This window comes from Stenotrophomonas sp. STEN022, from assembly GCF_056760155.1.
This window is the reverse complement of record NZ_JBRREG010000092.1, coordinates 1-19379: the sequence shown is the minus strand read 5'-3', so window position 1 is coordinate 19379 and position 19379 is coordinate 1. Positions and strand designations below refer to the sequence as shown.

General features: G+C 64.2%; 18 protein-coding genes. 7 read left to right on the top strand and 11 right to left on the bottom strand.

Features of this window, described 5'->3' with window-relative positions; genetic code table 11:
- Nucleotides 1-105 precede the first annotated feature (105 nt).
- The 4 genes from ACVOMF_RS16950 to ACVOMF_RS16935 all read right to left on the bottom strand — a co-directional run bounded on the left by ACVOMF_RS16950 (nt 106) and on the right by ACVOMF_RS16935 (nt 3172).
- Nucleotides 106-402, bottom strand: a complete 297-nt coding sequence (locus ACVOMF_RS16950; RefSeq protein ID WP_481510309.1) for a hypothetical protein — start codon at nt 400-402, stop codon at nt 106-108.
- Nucleotides 403-482: 80 nt separating this feature from the next.
- Nucleotides 483-1343, bottom strand: a complete 861-nt coding sequence (locus ACVOMF_RS16945; RefSeq protein WP_481510308.1) for a pseudouridine synthase — start codon at nt 1341-1343, stop codon at nt 483-485.
- A gap of 26 nt (nt 1344-1369) precedes the next feature.
- On the bottom strand, nt 1370-1867 hold the full coding sequence (locus tag ACVOMF_RS16940) for a hypothetical protein (protein WP_481510307.1): 498 nt from the start codon (nt 1865-1867) through the stop codon (nt 1370-1372).
- 201 nt (nt 1868-2068) lie between these two features.
- The gene (locus ACVOMF_RS16935) at nt 2069-3172 is read right to left on the bottom strand and encodes an OmpA family protein (RefSeq protein WP_481510306.1); all 1104 of its coding nucleotides are present in this window, start codon (nt 3170-3172) and stop codon (nt 2069-2071) included.
- Nucleotides 3173-3554: 382 nt separating this feature from the next.
- Between ACVOMF_RS16935 and ACVOMF_RS16930 the strand changes: the two genes are divergently transcribed.
- The 5 genes from ACVOMF_RS16930 to ACVOMF_RS16910 all read left to right on the top strand — a co-directional run bounded on the left by ACVOMF_RS16930 (nt 3555) and on the right by ACVOMF_RS16910 (nt 9095).
- Nucleotides 3555-4580 carry a zinc-binding alcohol dehydrogenase family protein gene (locus ACVOMF_RS16930; protein WP_481510305.1) on the top strand — a complete coding sequence of 342 codons (1026 nt, stop codon included), beginning with the start codon at nt 3555-3557 and terminating at the stop codon, nt 4578-4580.
- 92 nt (nt 4581-4672) lie between these two features.
- Complete coding sequence (gene yczE / locus ACVOMF_RS16925) at nt 4673-5290, top strand: membrane protein YczE (protein WP_481510304.1); 618 nt, start codon at nt 4673-4675, stop codon at nt 5288-5290.
- Nucleotides 5291-5392: 102 nt separating this feature from the next.
- Nucleotides 5393-7423 (top strand): oxidoreductase, encoded by a 2031-nt coding sequence (locus tag ACVOMF_RS16920; RefSeq protein WP_481510303.1) that lies wholly within the window; start codon nt 5393-5395, stop codon nt 7421-7423.
- A gap of 492 nt (nt 7424-7915) precedes the next feature.
- Nucleotides 7916-8374 carry a cell wall hydrolase gene (locus tag ACVOMF_RS16915; RefSeq protein WP_057629626.1) on the top strand — a complete coding sequence of 153 codons (459 nt, stop codon included), beginning with the start codon at nt 7916-7918 and terminating at the stop codon, nt 8372-8374.
- Between the two features lie 103 nt (nt 8375-8477).
- Entirely contained in the window at nt 8478-9095 is a 618-nt protein-coding gene (locus ACVOMF_RS16910; RefSeq protein ID WP_481510302.1) for a glutathione S-transferase family protein, read from the top strand.
- 79 nt (nt 9096-9174) lie between these two features.
- On the opposite strand, the gene msrA is transcribed toward ACVOMF_RS16910, so the two are convergent.
- From msrA to msrB, 3 genes are read right to left on the bottom strand one after another with little or no spacing between them, the layout of a single operon-like run.
- Nucleotides 9175-9909, bottom strand: a complete 735-nt coding sequence (gene msrA, locus ACVOMF_RS16905) for a peptide-methionine (S)-S-oxide reductase MsrA (protein ID WP_481510301.1) — start codon at nt 9907-9909, stop codon at nt 9175-9177.
- Between the two features lie 16 nt (nt 9910-9925).
- Entirely contained in the window at nt 9926-11680 is a 1755-nt protein-coding gene (locus tag ACVOMF_RS16900) for a cytochrome c biogenesis protein DipZ (protein WP_481510300.1), read from the bottom strand.
- 33 nt (nt 11681-11713) lie between these two features.
- The gene (gene msrB / locus ACVOMF_RS16895) at nt 11714-12217 is read right to left on the bottom strand and encodes a peptide-methionine (R)-S-oxide reductase MsrB (protein WP_481510299.1); all 504 of its coding nucleotides are present in this window, start codon (nt 12215-12217) and stop codon (nt 11714-11716) included.
- A gap of 143 nt (nt 12218-12360) precedes the next feature.
- Between msrB and ACVOMF_RS16890 the strand changes: the two genes are divergently transcribed.
- Both ACVOMF_RS16890 and ACVOMF_RS16885 read left to right on the top strand, forming a co-directional pair.
- Nucleotides 12361-13080, top strand: a complete 720-nt coding sequence (locus tag ACVOMF_RS16890) for a response regulator transcription factor (protein ID WP_481510298.1) — start codon at nt 12361-12363, stop codon at nt 13078-13080.
- Nucleotides 13077-14549, top strand: a complete 1473-nt coding sequence (locus tag ACVOMF_RS16885) for a sensor histidine kinase (RefSeq protein ID WP_481510297.1) — start codon at nt 13077-13079, stop codon at nt 14547-14549. The genes ACVOMF_RS16890 and ACVOMF_RS16885 overlap by 4 nt, the downstream gene beginning before the upstream one ends.
- Before the next feature lie 36 nt (nt 14550-14585).
- Here the strand turns inward: ACVOMF_RS16885 and ACVOMF_RS16880 are convergent, their stop codons facing one another.
- The 4 genes from ACVOMF_RS16880 to ACVOMF_RS16865 form a co-directional block, all read right to left on the bottom strand.
- A complete protein-coding gene (locus tag ACVOMF_RS16880; RefSeq protein ID WP_481510296.1) occupies nt 14586-15647 on the bottom strand; it encodes a suppressor of fused domain protein in 1062 nt (353 codons plus the stop codon).
- Nucleotides 15648-15735: 88 nt separating this feature from the next.
- The gene (locus tag ACVOMF_RS16875; RefSeq protein WP_481510295.1) at nt 15736-16215 is read right to left on the bottom strand and encodes a hypothetical protein; all 480 of its coding nucleotides are present in this window, start codon (nt 16213-16215) and stop codon (nt 15736-15738) included.
- A gap of 141 nt (nt 16216-16356) precedes the next feature.
- Nucleotides 16357-18237 carry a propionate--CoA ligase gene (gene prpE / locus ACVOMF_RS16870; RefSeq protein WP_481510294.1) on the bottom strand — a complete coding sequence of 627 codons (1881 nt, stop codon included), beginning with the start codon at nt 18235-18237 and terminating at the stop codon, nt 16357-16359.
- Nucleotides 18238-18521: 284 nt separating this feature from the next.
- The gene (locus tag ACVOMF_RS16865) at nt 18522-19145 is read right to left on the bottom strand and encodes an RluA family pseudouridine synthase (protein WP_481510293.1); all 624 of its coding nucleotides are present in this window, start codon (nt 19143-19145) and stop codon (nt 18522-18524) included.
- Between the last annotated feature and the right edge of the window lie 234 nt (nt 19146-19379).

Genomic DNA, 19379 nt, shown 5'->3' with positions numbered 1-19379 from the left:
TCCCTCGCCCCCGGGCCCCTCCTGCCCGCCCCGCGCCTCCCCCCCCCCCCCCCACCCCCCCCCCCCCCCCCCCCCCCCCCCCCCCCCACACTACAGGTGTTGCTCTCAGTTCTTCTTGGCAGGCGCTGCAGGTGCCGGCACGGCGGCGCCCTTGGCGACGCGGATGCCATTGGCCTTCATCCAGGCATCGAACTGATCGGCGCTCATCTTCTGCTCGCCCTGCTGCATCATGAAACGGTAATTGCCCAGTGAATCCTTCTCGGCCAGCGGCGTCTCCACCCGCACTTCGATCACCTTGTCATCGACTTTCGCAGCCTTCTTGCCCGAACTGGCGCAACCGGCCAACACCGCAAGCGAAGCCGCCACGAGAACGAAGCCAGAGACACGGGAAAGAGCTTGCATGGCAATAACCTCAAGTAATTAGAGTCGCAGTCTAATCCACCATCTCACCAAGTGCAGCTATTTATCTGAATTTATTGAACTTAGTCACTCGCACTGACATGCGTTGTTTTGCTGGCAGCCTGCAGCGCATTCAGCTCTGCCAGGCTCAACTCCCGCCATTGGCCCTTGCCCAGCTCCCCCAACTGCACCGGCCCTATCGCCACCCGCATCAAACGCAGTACTTCCAGCCCCAAGGCCTTGAGCAGGCGCCGGATGTGGCGGTTGCGGCCCTCGTCCAGCACCACCTCCAACCAGGCGGTACGTTCGCCATGCCGCAGCAGCTGTACCGAATGCGCCGCCAGGCTTTCGCCCTCGTCGTCGATGCCTGCGTGCATACGCTCGAGCAACGCCGCATCGGGCACAGCATCTACCTGTACCCGGTAGGTTTTCAATGGGCCGGTACTGGGCTCGGTGAGACGCGCCGCCCACTCCGGATCATTGCTGAAGAACAGCAGGCCTTCACTGGCCTTGTCCAGGCGCCCTACCGGCGCCATCCACGGCAGCCCGGCTCCCTCGAAACACTGGTAGACGGTGTCGCGGCCCTGCTCGTCCTGCACCGTGGTGACCAGACCACGCGGCTTGTTCAAGGCCAGATAGAGTCGTCGCGGTGCTGACAACGGCAAGCCGTCCAGCAACACCTGCTGGCGACCGGCAATCACCGGAAACTCCGGGTCACGCACCACCTTGCCATCCACGCTGACGCGGCCATCGAGCACCCGCCGCGCAGCTTCGGTGCGCGAGCAAACACCAGCCTTGGACAGCACCCGTGCAAGACCATGCCGAACCCCGGCAGGGGCGGCCTTGCCAGCGCGCGCAGCGCTGTTGGGCGCGCGCGAAAGCAAACGCCCGCCGGGTGTTGCGCGGCGGGCGTGCGGAGAATACGGCGGCTTGGACGACGACATCGGGGCTGCGAGCGGCTGTTGCCGCCTTACTTGACCTCGGCGGCTGGCTGCGCGGCAGCCGGTGCTGCAGCCGGATCGGTCGGGGCCGGACGCGCCTTGACCACGCGCACACCGCGCGCCTTCATCCAGGCATCGAATTCTTCGGCGGTCATGCGCTTGCCGTTCTGGCTCATGTCAAAACGCCACGGCGTGTTGTCGAACTCGGTCTGCGGCTTGTAGGCAGCCGGATCGTTGGCGTTGATTGCCGGACGCGCCGGAATGGCGTTGGCCACGTTGTTGCAGCTCTCAACGCGCAGGCGCATCAGCACGCGGTCCAGCGACTGCTCATCACCACCAGCCGAGCTCAGCACACCCGACGGCATGCCCAACTGGCCCGGACGCACATACAGCTCCGACGCCACCGGTGCGATCAACGAGGTCGCCAGCGGTGCCGGCGTCACTGAACTGGCCGAGCAATCCACGGCTGCATGGGCGGCAGGCACAAATGCCAGGGCGACAAGACCAGCCAGAGCGATACGCAGCATTGAATTTCCATTCGGCAAGTTAACGCGGCGAGTGTAGGCAGCGCCCGCAGCGCTTTCAACCGTTATATGCGCGCAAATCGCGATTATCCGCCGACGTCACACAAATTACGCGCAGGAAAAGCCGCCGACGCAGAAACAAACAAGGCCCGGCAGATGCCGGGCCTTGTTCTCAAACTATGGTACTGAAACCGAAGCGTCCGATTAGTTCTGGACGTTCAGCTCGGTACGACGGTTCTTTGCGCGACCTTCCGGGTTGTCCGAACCATCAGCATTGGTGTTCGGAGCAATCGGACGGCTCTCGCCGTAGCCGATCGGGCCCTGCAGACGAGCAGCCGACACACCGTTGGTGGTCAGGTAGTCGTACACAGCCTTGGCGCGACGCTCGGACAGCTTCTGGTTGTAAGCGTCGGTACCCTTCGAGTCGGTGTGACCGGCAACTTCAACGCGCAGATCCGGGTAACGCTTCAGGATCTCGGTGGCTTCGCTCAGGATCGACACGGCGTCCGGACGCAGGGTGGCCTTGTCGAAATCGAAGTTGACACCCTTCAGATCGATCGAGACCGGCACCGGGCAACCGTCCGGACCAATGGTCTGGCCAGGCTGCGAGGTCGGGCACTTGTCGTCGCAGTTGTTGACGCCGTCACCGTCGTCATCCAGGTCTGCGCAGCTCGGAGCAACCGGAGCCGGTGCCGGAGCAACAGCGGCGGTCGGAGCCGGGCCCAGCGGGATCACGACGCCAACCGAAGCCAGCACGTCGCCGAACCAATCCTGGTTCTTGGAGCCGGTCAGGTTCGGAGCAATGCTCTGGTCGTCGAAGTCAGCGCGGTAAGCCAGTTCAGCACGCACAGCGACGCGCTTTTCGAAGGTGGTCTGCAGACCAACGCCGACCTTGGCGGCCAGGTTGCCGTCCTTGCGATCCTTCAGCAGGCCGCCGGACTGGTACTCTTCTTCCGACTTCTGGTAGCCCAGACCTGCCAGCAGGTACGGGTTCCAGCCACGGCCTTCCTGGATGAAGTGGCGACGCAGGTCCAGCGAAACGCCGTACTGCGACCAGTTCTGGTCCTGGTTGTTGTCGAAGTTCGGGTTCTGATAGTTCAGCTCACCGTCCAGCGACCAGTTCGGGCTGATGAACTTGCCCAGACCCAGCGTGGCGAACGGGGCGTCGTTGGTGCCACGATCGCCGTCCTGGAAGTTGAAGCCGGCCGAACCGGTCAGGTACCAGCGGTCGTCAAATTCCTGAGCCGAAGCGGCCTGGGCGAAAGCCAGACCACCGAGCAGCGCGGCAGTAAGGATCTTCTTGTTCATGAAATACAGCTCCTTGTTTCGGGGGTATGAAACCGGTAGAGGCATGGTCCAGCACAGCGATATTCTTCGTCGCGTTCAGAGACGGCCGTTTCCTCACGCCATCGCGGTGCACATTATGCGCTTGGCCGTGAAGGCGATGTTAACAGGCTCGTAACAAATGCAGCGACCACCAGACCCCTACGTGTCCGGCTTGGCGCAACGTATACAGCTTGATCAAAGGACGCAAGAGTCAGCTATCGCAAGGCTTCCCGGGAAAATGCTGCGGCGCAGCTGATTTCCTGTGACAAACCCTTTATTAACAGGGCTTGCGTCGCCGGTTACCGCCAGCTGAATCGTTTGCTCGGTATGATGATTTTGCTCCCCCGCCACGGAACTTTTCCGCATGAAAGCAATCGGCCTGACCCACTATCTCCCCATTGATGAACCGGACGCATTGCTGGACCTGACCCTGCCCGTCCCAGCTGCGCCGTCTGGCCAGGACTTGCTTGTTCAGGTTCAGGCTGTTTCTGTCAATCCGGTGGACGCCAAACTGCGCGGCGCCAAGCCGGGCGAGGAAAACCCACCCCGGATACTCGGCTTTGACGCCGCAGGCACCGTGGTCGCGGTAGGTCCTGAGGTGACTGCGTTTGAAATTGGCGATGAGGTTTATTACGCCGGTGACGTCACCCGTCCGGGTTGCAACGCGCAATTGCAACTGGTGGACGAACGCCTGGTGGGTCGCAAACCAACCACCCTGGACTTCGCCGAAGCAGCCGCATTGCCATTGACCACGCTTACTGCATGGGAACTGCTGTTCCAGCGCATGCCCTATCAGCTGGACGGGCGCCGCAATGTCGGCAAGACCTTGCTGGTGATTGGCGGTGCCGGCGGCGTGGGTTCGATGGCGATACAGCTTGGCCGTCATGCCGGTTTCACCGTGGTGGCCACCGCCTCCCGCCCGCAAAGCGTGCAATGGTGCGAGCAGATGGGGGCGACCCACGTAATCGATCATCGTCAGCCGTTGGCGACACAGCTGCAGGCGCTGGGCATCAGCAGCGTGGATGCGGCACTGAATCTGGCCAATACCGATCTGTACTGGCAACAGCTGGGCGAACTGCTTGCGCCGCAGGGCCATGTCGGGCTGATCGTCGAGCCTGCCGGTGAGCTGCGTATCGGCGATCCCTATAAAGCCAAGTGCATCGGTATCCACTGGGAATTCATGTTTGCCCGCGCCCGCTTCCGCACCGCGGACATGATCGAGCAGCACCGCATCCTGACCCGCGCGGCCAGCCTGATCGACGCAGGCGAACTGCGTACCACCCTCAGTGAGCGCCTGGGCACGATCAACGCAGAAAACCTGCGCCAGGCCCACCGCCAGATGGAGGCCGGCAGCACCATCGGCAAACTGGCACTGGAAGGCTGGGACTGAGCTACACGCCACAGCACGTTGCGCCACGCAGATGTGGCGCAACGCCTCTATCTATATGTCTGCGCTGCAGGCAGCACTCTGATCCTCGGACCATGCCTTCCCTGATACTCGTCTCGCGCCTGCTGCAACTGCTGCTGGGCCTGTTCCTGTTTGGTATCGCCTCTTCCTTGATGATCCGTGCCGGCATCGGCATCGCGCCCTGGGATGTATTGAGCCAAGGGATCGCGCTGCGCAGCGGCTGGGGCTTCGGCCTGATCACCAACCTGGTCGGCGTCTGCGTACTGCTGATGTGGCTGCCGCTACGGCAGAAACCGGGACTTGGCACCGTACTCAACGTGTTGTTGATCGGCCCCAGCGCGCAGTTGGGCCTGAATCTGCTGCCCGCGGCGCAAGACCTGCTGTGGCAGCTGCTGTTGTTCGCCGCAGGGCTGGTGCTGCTGGCGGTGGCCACCGGACTCTATATCGGTGCGCGCTTTGGACCTGGCCCGCGCGATGGCCTGATGACCGGCTTGCATGCCCGTACCGGTTGGGCGATCTGGAAGGTGCGCACCCTGATTGAAGCCTGCGCACTGGCAGTGGGTTGGTGGCTGGGCGGCAATGTCGGCTGGGGCACGCTGGCATTCGCACTGCTGATCGGGCCACTTTGCGGCATCACCCTGCCCTTGTTCGACCGGCATCCTCGACCGACAGCCGCTGCACCCGCTCCTTGATAAGGTCGCCGCGCAGTCAGCAAGCTCGGTGAAAACAGCAAGGATTGAGGCCAGCCGCATTGCCAGTCAGAATGGGTCATTCCATACGCAAGCGTATCCAGCATGACGCCAGCCAACGACACCGCCTATCCGCACCTGTTTGCCCCGCTGGATCTGGGCTTCACCCAACTGCGCAATCGCATCCTGATGGGCTCGATGCATACCGGGCTGGAAGACCACGCGCGCGACTTCCCCAAGCTGGCTGCCTACTTCGGTGAGCGCGCGGCCGGCGGCGCGGCGCTGCTGGTCACCGGTGGCTTCGCACCCAACATGGTTGGCTGGCTGGCGCCGTTCGGCAGCAAGCTGTCCTGGCCGTGGGAAGTCAGCCGCCATCGTCAGGTAACTGCTGCTGTCCACGGCCATGGCGCCAAGATCTGCCTGCAGCTGCTGCATGCCGGTCGCTACGGCTACCACCCGCTGCAGGTGGCCCCGTCCAAGCGCAAGGCACCGATCAATCCGTTCACCCCGCGCGCGCTGTCGGCCGGCGGCGTTGAGCGACATATCGCCGACTACGCCCGCGCCGCCAAATACGCACGTGATGCCGGTTACGACGGCGTTGAGGTGATGGGCTCGGAAGGCTATCTGATCAACGAGTTCATCGCCCCGCGCACCAATGGCCGCAACGACGCCTGGGGCGGCGACCCGGCCAGGCGCATGCGCTTTGCGGTGGAGATCGTGCGCCGCATCCGCGAGGCCTGCGGCCCGGACTTCATCATTATCTACCGGCTGTCGCTGGTGGATCTGGTCGAGGACGGCAGCAACTGGCAGGAGATCGTGCAGCAGGCCAAGGCCATCGAAGCGGCCGGTGCGACCCTGCTCAATTCCGGCATCGGCTGGCACGAGGCGCGCATTCCGACCATTGCTACCTCGGTCCCGCGCGCGGCGTTTGCGGGTGTCACCGCCAAGCTCAAGCCGCATGTCGGCATTCCGCTGATCGCCACCAACCGCATCAACATGCCTGAGGTGGCCGAAGGCATCCTCGCCGGTGGCGGCGCCGACATGGTGTCGCTGGCACGGCCACTGCTGGCCGATCCCGAATGGCCGGCCAAGGCCAAGGCCGGCAAGCCCGAGGCGATCAATACCTGCATCGCCTGCAACCAGGCCTGCCTGGATCATGTGTTCCAGCAGAAGCGTGCCAGCTGCCTGGTCAACCCACGCGCCGCGCACGAAACCGAGCTGGTCTACCTGCCGACCAGCGCACCCAAGCGCGTCGCCGTAGTCGGCGCCGGTCCAGCCGGGCTGGCCTGCGCCACCGTCGCCGCCGGCCGCGGCCACAAGGTGACCTTGTTTGATGCGGCCGACGAGATCGGTGGCCAGTTCAATGTGGCCAAGCGCATCCCCGGCAAGGAAGAGTTCCACGAAACCCTGCGTTACTTCCGCCACCAGTTGGCCGAAACCGGGGTAGACGTACGTTTGAACACCCGCGCCGATGCCAAGGCATTGAGTGACTTCGACGAGGTGGTGATCGCCACCGGCATCAGCCCGCGCAAGGTGGCCTTCCCCGGCACCGATCATCCAATGGTGGTCAGCTATCTGGATATATTGCTGGGCCGGGTCAAGGCCGCCGACAAGGTGGCCATCATTGGCGCCGGCGGCATCGGCTTCGATGTCGGCGAGTTCCTGGTCCATGAAGGCCCGTCACCGGCCCTGGACCCGGCCCGCTGGATGGCCGAATGGGGCGTGGACGCCAGCTTTGAGAGCCGTGGCGCACTGGCCAAGCCGCAACCGGAAGCACCCGCCCGCAAGGTCTGGCTGCTGCAGCGCAGCCCCGGCAAGCCCGGCGCCAAGCTCGGCAAGACCACCGGCTGGATCCACCGCGCCACGCTCAAGGCCAAGGGCGTGAAGATGCTTGGCGGCGTCGAGTACCTTGGTGTGGACGATGCCGGCCTGCGCATCCGCGTGGATGGCCAGGAGCAGCTGCTGGACGTCGGCACCGTGGTGATCTGCGCCGGTCAGGAGCCACGCCGCGAGCTGGCCGACGCTCTACAGGCCACCGGCCGCAGCGTCCATGTCATCGGTGGCGCGGATGTCGCTGCCGAACTGGATGCCAAGCGGGCGATCGACCAGGGCAGTCGTCTGGCCGCTGCGCTCTGATCCAACAACAAAGCGATTCATTTTTCTCCCGCCCGGGCACTGCCCAAGCGCCCGGGGCTGCTCGCCTCCCCGAACGACTTGCCAGCATGCTGGCAAGCGCACAGAACCGGGAAACCTCCGAAAAAGGCCGGAATTTGGGAAAAAGCGCGATGCGCATCGCTTTTTCCCAGCGTACCAACATCGCTTGCACTGGCCTTTGCAGACCGCCGCAGCGAAGCTGAATGCGCAGCCGCGAACCAGATTTGACCCCACCAACAAACCTGAATGTCAACAATAGTCGTTCAGGATGAGTTTTGGATTGCCCCCCTACCTTGCGCCAACTTCCGCTCACCCACCAGTTCTGGTGAGCAGGCGCAGCCCTCCCCAATCTGATTGAGGGCTGCCCACGGGGCGGCCCCGATGCCAGGCCGCCTCCCCATAACGCCAAGTCGTTGCTGTCAGGTTCCCAGTTGGGAACAGGCAGGTTGCGGCCCATACGGAGCAAGGAGATTTATGAAACTGGCTTGGATTCTTTGGTTGTCGCAGATGTTGCCGCAGCCAGCAGCCGATTCGTTGTGCTTGAGCACCACCGTCTATCTGGAAGCCCGCGACCAGACCCTACGCGGCCAGCAGGCCGTGGCCGAAGTCGCCCTGCGGCGGCTGGACAGCGGTCTGTGGGGTGACTCGATGTGCCAGGTGGTGACCGCGCGCAAGCAGTTCGCCCCGACCCTGGTCGCCCCCGGCACCCAGCTGCGCAACAACGATGCCTGGGCCGAAGCCGTGGACGTGGCCTTTGCCGCCGAGCGCAACTGGGCCCTGCCCAATGGCCAGCGCAAGGAGATCGTGCCGGGCGCCAGCCACTTCGCCGCCCACGCCATCGCCAGCCCGAGCTGGCGCAACGCCTACCAGGTAGCCACCATCGGTGGGCACACCTTCTACAAGGTGCAGTCGCTGAAGCCGCGCGCCTCCTGAGCAGACTGAACGCGTAACGCACTGTCTGTGCCAATCATGGACACACTGCGTTACGCGCTTGTGGCGATAATGCCCGGGTCTTTCAACTCCCGAGGTAGCTCTGATGAAGCTCTACACCAAGCCCGGCGCTTGTTCGCTGGCCGACCATATCGCGCTGATCTGGTCGGGCCTGCCGTTCGAGCTGCAGATCGTGGACTACGCGACCATGAAGTCGCCCGAGTATCTGAAGAAGAACCCGGCCGGCGCCGTGCCGATGCTGGAAGACGGCGGCTGGTTCCTGACCCAGAACGCGGCCATCCTGCACTACATCTGTGACAAGGCCCCGGCTGCCGGTCTGGAAGGCGGCAACGACCCGCGCACCCGCGCCGAGGTCAATCGCTGGCTGTCCTTCGTCAACGCCGACCTGCACCCGACCTACTACCCGATCTTCGGCTCGACCAAGTACCTGGAAGACGAGGCGGTCATCGCCCGTACCCAGGAGAACTCGCGGCAGAAGCTGACGGCCCTGTACCAGCGCATCAATGACCGACTGGCCGAGGTCGACTGGCTCGGCGGCACCCCGCGCGCCTCGATCGCCGATGCCTACACCTACGTGACCCTGCGCTGGGCACGTGGCCTGAAGATCGACCTGACCGGCATGGACGCACTGGACCGCTTCGAACAGCGCATGCTGGCCGATCCCGCCGTGCAGGCCGCGCTCAAGGCTGAAGGCCTGAGCTGATCCAAGACACAAGCGCTGAACATACACGGGCCGCCGGTTGCATGACCGGCGGCCCGTTGCGTTTGTGGCATTCCCGCGGCTATCGCGCCGACACGCTCATCACCAGCCGCGGCCGTTCGCGGTACAGCGCCGGATACTGCTGCTTCAACGCGGCGACCTTGGGCAGATCATTGATGCGGATGTAGGCCGCCTCCGGATGCAGGGTCAGGTAGTTCTGGTGATAGCCCTCGGCCGCATGAAACACCTTGCCACCATCGACCTGGGTGACCAATGGCGCAGCGAACACCTTGCTGCGCTGTAGTTGCGCGATATAGGCGCGCGCCGCATCACGCTGTGCGGCATCATCAGCATAGATGGCCGAACGGTACTGGCTGCCATGGTCCGGCCCCTGCCGGTTGAGCTGGGTCGGATCGTGCACCACCGAGAAGAACACCTGCAGCAGCTGCCCATAGCTGACCTGCGAGGGGTCGTAGCTGACCTGCACGGCTTCGGCATGCCCACTGCCGCCACTGCTCACCCGCGTATACGTGGCATCGGCAGCGCTGCCACCGATGTAGCCGGACACCGCGTTGTCCACGCCGGTGATGTGCTGGAACACGCCCTGCACACCCCAGAAGCAGCCGCCGGCAAACACGACCTTTGCCTGTTTGACGCCGGCTTGCTGCAGGTCAGCTGCGCCAGTGGGTGCTGGCAACGTGACCGACATCGGCGCTGCCTGCGCCGTGCGATCCAGCGTGAACACTGCGGCCAGCAACAGCCCAGCAACCGCCGCTGCGATGCCACCGGCGACCAGTTTGTCCGTGGCGATTCTCATCACGTGTCTCCTCCATTCAACCGAAAGTGAAGGCATAGGCGCGCACGCCCGGATCGAGGAACTCGATCTCGAATGTGCGTTCGCGCACGTCGCCGTTCTGGCGGATCAATTGGTACAGGCGGTTCTGGTCCACCGTGCCCTCGCCCTGCGCGGATACGTCGCTGCCAGCCGCCGCCAGCGGTGCCTGACCGTCAATACGCACGCGGAAGCGCACCGGCCGCGCCGGTTCCTGTGGCGCCAGCACCAGATGCAGGTCACGCGCATGGAAGCGGAATGCAATCCGCCCGCCCGCCTGTTCCAGCTGCGCGTCTTCCTCGCCGATGCGCCACTGCCCGCCCAGCGCCCATTGATTGAGCTGCAGCTGCATCGGCACGGCGTATGCGGCGACCTGCCCGGCCTGCATGCCACCCGGCGAGGCGAAGTGCTCGGCGCGGCCATGGCCGATGTAGGTTTCCGGCGACTTCAAACTGCTCATGTCCGCCTGCCGTTCGACGCCACTTCCGGCCATGCGCACCTCCGGTGCCGTGTCACCCGGCAAACTGTTGCCGGCCTCGCGCAGCAGCTGACGGATGATCTGCTCGGACTGCGCGTAGTTGCCCTCACCGAAATGATGGGCGCGGATGCGTCCCTGTGCATCGATGAAGTAATGCGCCGGCCAATACCTGTTGTTGAAGCCGCGCCAGATCGCGAAGTCATTGTCGATGGCGACCGGGTAAGTGACCTTCAGATCTGTCACCGCGCGCTGCACATTGCCCAGATCGCGCTCGAAGGCGAACTCCGGCGCATGTACGCCGATCACCACCAGTCCATGATCCTTGTAACGTTCGGCCCACTCGCGCACATAGGGCATGGCACGCAGGCAGTTGATGCAGGAATAGGTCCAGAAATCGACCAGCACCACCTTGCCGCGCAGTTGCTGCGCATCCAGCGGTGGGCTGTTCAACCAGCCGGTGGCGCCGGCCAGCGACGGCAGCTCGCCTTCCACCGGCAGGCTGGCATCGCCCTTGGCATCGCCGGCCATCATCATCATCGCCGGGCCTGCAGCGGGTTGTTGCGCAGGCAGTGCATCCAGCAGCTTCTGTTCCAGCCTGGCCGTGCTGACCGTGGACAACCGCGTCAGCAGGCCGGTGTCCCAACCCATCGCAATTGCCAGCACCGCCAGCAAGGCGGCAATGCCCAGACCACGACGAATCCATTCGCCCACGCCCAGCCGTTGCTTCAAGGCGGTGAACACACGCCCGCCTATCCACACCGCCAAGGCCAGCGAGGTCGCCGCACCCAGCGCATAGGCCAGCAGCAAGCCGGTCGTGCCGACATTTGCCCCCTGCAGCGCTGCGCCAGTCAGGATCAGGCCAAGGATCGGCCCAGCGCAGGGTGCCCACAACAAGCCGGTGGCAACACCGATCAGCAGCGAGCTCAGCACGCCGCCCTGCCCGGCATCGGCGGCTGCGCCCAGGCGCGCGCCCAGACGCTGCAGCGGCGCCAGCAGCCGGTCTGCCAACGCCGGCCACAGCAGCGCGACGGCGAACAGCGCCATCACCACCAGCGCGATCCAACGCCCGATCTGGTTGGCCTGCGCCACCCACTGACTGCCCACCGCCGCCAGGCTGGCGACCACCGCGAACATCAACGCCATGCCGACCAGCAGTGGCAACCCACTACGCAGGAACGGCCGGTCCGCACGTGCGAACACAAACGGCAGCACCGGCAGGATGCAGGGGCTGAGTAGGGTAAGTACACCGCCGAGATAGGCCAGGACCAACAGGAACATGGAAACGTCCTTCTTGAATGAGGGAGGCGGCGCTCAGGCCGCGACGAATTGCAGGGCCACGCCGTTCATGCAGTAACGCAGCCCGGTCGGGCGCGGGCCGTCTTCGAAGACATGGCCCAGATGGCCACCACAGCGCCGGCAATGCACCGCCACCCGGGTCATGCCATAGGAGGTATCGCGGTCCTCGCCTACCGCGCCATGTAGCGGTGCCCAGAAGCTGGGCCAGCCGGTACCGCTGTCGAACTTGGTGGCCGAGGAGAACAGCGGCAGCGCGCAGCCCGCACAGTTGAAGGTGCCACGCCGGTGCTCGTTGTTGAGCGGGCTGCTGAAGGCCCGTTCGGTGCCCTGCTGGCGCAGCACCGTGTACTGCGCGGGGGTGAGCTGCTGGCGCCATTGGGCGTCGCTGCGCATCACCTCAAACACGGCGCCGCGCGCGGGTGCTGCCGGTGCTGGACCATTGCAGGCAGTGAGGCCCAGCACGCCAGCAGCGGCGGCCATGCCACCGATACCGAGCAGCTTGCGACGGGTGAGCGACATGGACGTTCTCCAGCCAGGGACGATGTGGCCATGCTGCGCCCGGGCAGGTCAAGGAATCCTCACGCAGAGTTAAATTCTTCGTGACACATCCGCGCGCCTGTCCAAGCACAATGCCAGCCATCCCCCAACGGCCGCAGGCGTCGATGAGCAGCAGCAAACGCATCCTGATCGTCGAAGACGATGTCCACATCGCCAACCTGCTGCGCATGCACCTGCGTGACGAAGGCTATGACGTCACCCATGCGGCCAGCGGTGATGACGGCGTGCGCCTGCTGGAAAGCGGGCAATGGGATGCGCTGGTGCTGGACCTGATGCTGCCCGGCGTGGACGGCCTGGAAATCTGCCGCCGCGCCCGCGCAATGACGCGCTACACACCGATCATCATCACCAGCGCGCGCGCCAGCGAACTGCACCGCATCCTCGGTCTGGAACTGGGCGCCGACGACTACCTGGCCAAACCATTTTCGATGCTGGAGCTGGTAGCGCGGGTAAAGGCCTTGCTGCGACGTGTAGAAGCGATGGCGCAGAACGCGCGCATCGATGCCGGTGCAATCGAAGTTGCCGGCCTGCGCATCGATCCGGTCGCACGCACCGCGCAGGTTGAAGCGCGCCCGCTGGAGCTCACCCCGCGCGAGTTCGACCTGCTGTATTTCTTCGCCCGTCATCCCGACCAGGTGTATTCGCGGATGGAGCTGCTCAACCAGGTATGGGGCCATCAGCATGATGGCTACGAACACACCGTCAACACCCACATCAACCGCCTGCGCAACAAGATCGAGCACGACCCGGCAGCACCCAAGCGCATTCTCACGGTATGGGGACGTGGCTACAAACTGGCGAGCGACGACGGGAGCACGGCATGAACCGGCTGACGCTTTCGCAGCGATTGACCTTGGTGTTCTGCGCGCTGCTGTTGATCTGCTGCGGCGCGCTGGCCTGGATACAGATGCGCAGCAACCGCATGCACGAGCAGGAAACCGTGCAGCGCCTGTCACGCGGCCTGGCCGAGCACATCGCCCGCAGCGGCGAATTGATGGATGCGCGCGGCATCCGCGACGGCGAAGTACGCGCCCTGTTCGGCAAGCTGATGTCGGTCAATCCCAGCGTCGAGGTCTATCTGCTGGATGACGCAGGCCGCATCCTCGGCCATGACGCGCCGGAAGGCCACCTCAAGCGGGACCGCGTTGACCTGGCGCCGGTGCAGGCCCTGCTCAACGGCGAAAAACTGCCGATCTTCGGCGACGACCCGCGCAGCAGCAGCGGCCGCAAGGTATTCAATGCAGCACCGCTGTGGGTGCAGGGCCGCCAGGTCGGCTACATCTATGTGGTGCTGGTCGGCGAGCAACGTGAAGCACTGGCCGCTGACATCGCTGCCAATAGCAATCTGCGCACCACGCTATGGTCGCTGGCGATCGTCGCCGTGATCGGGCTGCTGGCTGGAGTGATCGCGTTCCGCTGGGTGACCCGGCCACTACGCCAGCTTACCCGTCGCATCCAATCTTTCGACGTGGACAGCGCCGACCCACGCCTGCCCCTGCCGCCGACGCCACTGCGTGCCGGCGAGCGCGACGAGCTGAGCATCCTGCAACACAGCTTTGCCCATCTCAGCCAACGCGTCAGCGAGCAATGGCAGCAGCTGCGGCAGCAGGACCTGCAGCGTCGCGAACTGGTCGCCAACCTGTCGCATGACCTGCGCACACCGCTGTCGTCATTGCACGGCTATTTGGAAACCCTCGCCCTCAAGGACGCCAGCCTCAGCAGCGAGGAACGCCAGCGCTACCTGGGCATCGCGCTGTCGCAGAGTCATAAGGTCGGGCGGCTCGCACAGGCCTTGTTCGAGCTGGCGCGACTGGAACATGGTGGCGTGACGCTGGAACTGCAGGCGTTCTCGCTGCCGGATCTTGTCCAGGACGTCTTCCAGAAATTCGAACTGGCCGCACAGTCACGCCAGCAGCAACTTGCAGCAGTGATCCCCGCCGGCCTGCCGCCGGTGGAAGCCGACCTCGGCCTGATCGAGCGGGTACTGACCAACCTGCTCGACAACGCGATCCGGCATACACCGGCTGGCGGCCGCATCAAGGTGGCGTTGCGCGCGCTCGATGGCGATGTGCAGGTCAGTGTGTCCGATACCGGCCCAGGCATTCCCGCAGCACGCCGCGATCAACTGTTCAGCACACTACCGGCGCTGGGCAGCCAGCGACCGGACAGTGGTGGCCTGGGCTTGTTGATCGTGCACCGCATCCTGCAGCTGCACCATCGCCAGATCCGCCTGCTCGACAGCGACGAAGGTGCGGCCTTCGAATTCTCCTTGCCTGCGGCGCGCCACCGCTGACGCCGCTGCGCAATGGATGCCACAGCGACTGCAGGATCAACCAATCTCGCGGATCACGCCACCTTGCCCATCACGCAGCAAGGTCGGCCGTACTTCGATCTGCAGCCTGCCACCCGGCAGCGGATACAGACCGCGCTTGGCACGCACGCTGTCCAGCATCGCCTGCAGGCTGGCATCGGACAGCACACAGCGCGCGCTGTCGCCATCACTCTGCACGTCGTCGACCAGGCCCTGCTCAAACCGCCACTGGCGGTCCTTGCCAAGCACCACCAGCGGCTTGTCGTGATGCAGCCGCAGCGGCAGCAGCTCGAGCACGCTTGCAACCTGCCCCGCGCCCAACACCAGCGTGGTGGTTGCACCTTCGACCGACCACGCCAGCGTTTCCACGAACAACATGCCGGTGCTCGATCCTTCGCGCTGGCTGCCCGCTTCCAGCTGCGCGGCGATGGCGGGATCAGCCAGCAGGGAATCGCGCTCAAGCTCGGTGATCCATAGCGGCATTGCAGTCTCCATGACCGCCAACGCACCGAGCGTGGACCAACGCTTGATCGCCGCCATCTCCTCGTCGGTCACACCCACCAGTTGCAGGAAGTTCAGACGGCCGTTGGCAGTATCGATGGACTGCAACTGCGGGTCGGCGACAAAGGCGAGGTGCCGCAGCTTGGTATCGGTATCCAACGCGATGGGCCCGTTGGCATCGAGATGGTGACCTGCTTCGAACACATTGCCGCTGTTGAAGACGTAGCGCGCAAGGTTCTGCATCAGGTTCATCGGCCACGCCGGCGGCTCGCCGCTTTTGCCGTCACCTGCCTGGGCAGCAAGACGGAACGTCAGCTCGAATCCGAAGCCGCTCTCCTGTGGGTCATCGCTCTGCTTGTCGTACAACTCGGAAAATCCGTAGCTGACGTAGTGCCAATGCGGACGCGGCGACTCGCTCCAATAGACGCTGATGCCGTCCAGCGGATCGTTGCCACCCAGCGTATGCGACAGCAGCGTGCCGAAATGCCGTGGCTCCTGCCCCGGGTAGAGCGCGGCCATTGCCGCGTTGATCGCATCCCAGCCCGCAGTGCTGATCTCGCCGCTGTTTTCCTGTGCCATGCAGGGCACTCCCATGATGAACCTGCCACCATGATAGTGCCCATGCGTCGCGGCGGCCTGCCGCTACAGCCAAGCCACAGCCGATAAGTCAGCCAACGACCAGCGCGCGTGTCTCTTCCAACCAGCGGCTCGCAAATGCCGGGCTCTTGGCCTTGCCCAGTGCCGTGGCCAGTTCCGGCCATAACTGCTCCAGGCTCACCGCGGTCTTGCTGCGGTCGATCTTCAACTGGATCAGATAGCCCTTCAGGCCCAGATGCTTGCGCACCGATTCGGCCATCCAGTCGCGCAGCTGCTGGTAGCGCAGCGGATCGTCGCCGAGCTGGGTGGTAACCGGCAATACCGGTGCCTTGTCAGCGCTGCCTGCGACCGCGTCGATCAATTCCAGTGCAGCCAATTGCTGCAATACGTCGTCCGGCGCGCGCAGGCCTTGTGCCATCTGCTGCAGCTCGCGCGCATCGCGCTGCCCGTCGACCAGCAACAGCACCGAACGCAATGCCGGTGCCAGCTTCAAGCCACGGTTCTCGATCTCCAGACGACCAGCGGCCGTCTTGGCGTAGATGAATGCCATTCCCCCTCCCTCTTTTGTGCATCGCAATACGGTACGTGCGCATCATCCAGAAGCCCCCGCTCCGGGAAATGCCCAACATCTGCCCGCGTACCGCCCCCTTGCGATCACCGCTGCACCGCAGCCTTGCGGCCTGGTTGCGCGCTATTTCCCCAGCGCGCGGCGGATTTCCTCCAGTGCGCCCGGGTCGTCGAGTGTCGACAGATCGCCCGGGTCACGCCGTTCCGCCAATGCCTGCAATGAACGCCTCAGCAGCTTACCCGAACGGGTCTTGGGAAGCGCATTGACGATATGTACCTGCGCCGGCCGCGCCACCGCGCCCAGCGAATGGGTGACCTGTTGCACCATTTCCGCAGCCAACTGCTCGCCATCATCCTCAGGCTTGGCCTGCTTCAAGGTGACGAAGACCAGCGGCACCTGCCCCTTCAGTTCGTCATGCACGCCGATCACCGCCGCCTCGGCCACCCGCGGATGGGCGGATATGGCTTCCTCGATCTCGCGCGTGCCTAGCCGGTGCCCGGCCACATTGATCACGTCATCGGTGCGACCAAGGATGAAGGTATAGCCGTCTTCATCGCGGATGGCCCAGTCCAGCGAGCTGTACAGCAGCTCCTTGAAGTGACCGAAGTAGCTTTTCAGGAAACGCTCGTCATCGTTCCAGATCGTGCTCATGCAGCCCGGCGGCAACGGCGGCTGGATGACCAGCACGCCCTTCTGCCCGGGCGGCACTTCGGCACCGCTCTGCTCGTCGATGACCTTCATTTTGTAGCCCAGATTCGGCAAGCCCGGTGAGCCGAACTTGACCGGCTTCATTTCCAGCCCCGGCAACAAGGTCAATGCCGGCCAGCCGGTTTCGGTCTGCCAGTAATTGTCTATGACCGGCTTATGCAGCGCGCCGGTGATCCACTTCGCGGTCGGCTCATCCAGCGGCTCACCGGCCAGGAACAGGTACTTCAGCTCGGACAGGTCATGACGGTCGATGAAATCGACATCGTGCTTTTTCAGCACGCGGATCGCGGTCGGCGAAGAGAACATCGTGCGCACGCCGTACTGTTCGCACAGCGCCCACCAGATGCCTGCATCCGGATTGATCGGCAGGCCTTCGTACAACAGCGAAGTGCAACCACCGATCAAGGGACCATAGACGTTATACGAATGCCCAACCGCCCAGCCGACATCAGAGGTGGAGAACATCACCTGGCCCGGCGCGCAATCAAACACCGTGCGCATCGACTGCGCCATCGCCACTGCATAGCCACCGACATCGCGTTGCACGCCCTTCGGCTTGCCGGTGGTGCCGGAGGTGTACAGCAGATAGCTCGGCTCGTTGGACTCCAGCCATTGCACCGGCACCTCGACGTCACCAACCTGCGCACGCAGCTGCGCATAGTCCTCGTCGCGGCCGACGATGCGCGGTTCTGCTGCATCAAGACCGCGCGAGACGATCAGCACCTTGGGTGGCGGCGTAGTGGCTTCAGCGCAGGCAGCATCCACCATCGCCTTGTACGGAATGACCTTGCCACCGCGCATGCCGGCATCGGCAGCGATCAGCAGTTTTGGCTTTGCATCGTCGATACGCAGCGCCAGGTTGTGCGCGGCGAAACCACCGAAGACGACCGAGTGCACCGCACCGATGCGCGCGCAGGCCAGCATCGCGAACACCGCCTCGGCCATGTTCGGCATGTAGATGACGACGCGATCGCCACGGCCGACATCGAGTTTGAGCAATACCGCGGCGAAGGCATTCACTTCGCGATGCAGGTCGCGGTAAGTGAGTTCGCGGGTGATGTTGGTTTCGGTGGAGATGGCGACCAGCGCCAGCTGGTCGGCGCGCTCGGCCAGATGCCGGTCTACCGCGTTGTAGCAGAGGTTGGTTTCGCCACCGACAAACCAACGCCGGAACGGTGGATTGGAGTAATCCAGGATCTGCTGCGGCGGGCGATGCCAGTGGATCGCCTTGGCTTCTTCAGCCCAGAACGCTTCCGGCTCTTCGATGGAACGGCGGTAGATCTGCTCGTACTGCACGACACCCTCCGGCAACTCTCTGGCTGTGTGCCGAGCATAGTCTGGGGGATGGCTTGGACTCCTTGCGACGATGGTCTTAAGACCAAAGGCTCGGGGGCGGAAATTTCGGGACTATGGGCCTTGGGCGATGAGCTGAAAGCTAAAAGCTCGCCCTCACCCCAACCCCTCTCCCGTAAACGGGAGAGGGGCTAGTGCACTGGCAGCCGACGCTTTGCTGGCCCCTCTCCCGCATGCGGGAGAGGGGTTGGGGTGAGGGGAAGCTTCTAGCAAGAGCAGCCTCCGCCTTAGAAAGGGCACTCCGAAACAAACTCCAACATCTCCCCACTCAGCGGATGCACAAACCCCAAGCGCCGCGCATGCAGGCAAACCCTAGGCGCGAGCTGCGCGTCATACATCGCATCGCCCACAATCGGATGGCCAATGCTGGCCAGGTGCAGCCGCAGCTGATGGCTGCGGCCGGTCACCGGTTCCAGCTCAAGCCGCGAGGTCTGCGCAGCAACATCGCGCGCCACTACCCGCCAACGCGTCAACGACGGCTTGCCCAGTTCAAAGCTCACCATCTGCTTCGGCCGGTTCGGCCAATCGCAGATCAGCGGCAGATCGATTTCGCCGGATTCGGCCTCGACCAGTCCCTGCACCAACACTTCATAGCGCTTGCTGACTTGGCGCTGTTCAAACTGCTTGGACAAGGCAACCTGCATCGCCTTGCCGCGTGCATACAGCATCAAACCCGAGGTCACCTGATCCAGCCGATGCACGGTCAACGCATCCGGATGTTCCAGCTGCAGGCGCGAAACAACGCAGTCCTGGTTTTCCGGCAGGCGCCCGGGCACGGACAACAGCCCTGCCGGCTTCTCCGCGACCAGCAACGCCTCGTCGATGTAGTGCAAAGCAATCTTGTCAGTCATATCCAATAGCAAACATGTAGTGCCGAGCCATGCTCGGCAGGGACCTTACCGATAGACCGTCAATCCGGCAAAGAGCTTACCCCTCCCCAGCCCTCCCCTTCGCTTCGCGAAAGGGAGGGAGCGTAGGGGGGGGGGGGGGGGGGGGGGGGGGGGGGGGGGGGGGGGGGGCGGGGGGCGGCGGGGGGGGGGGGGGGGGGCACACCCACAAAAACAACAAACCAGCCGCGCGCCGCC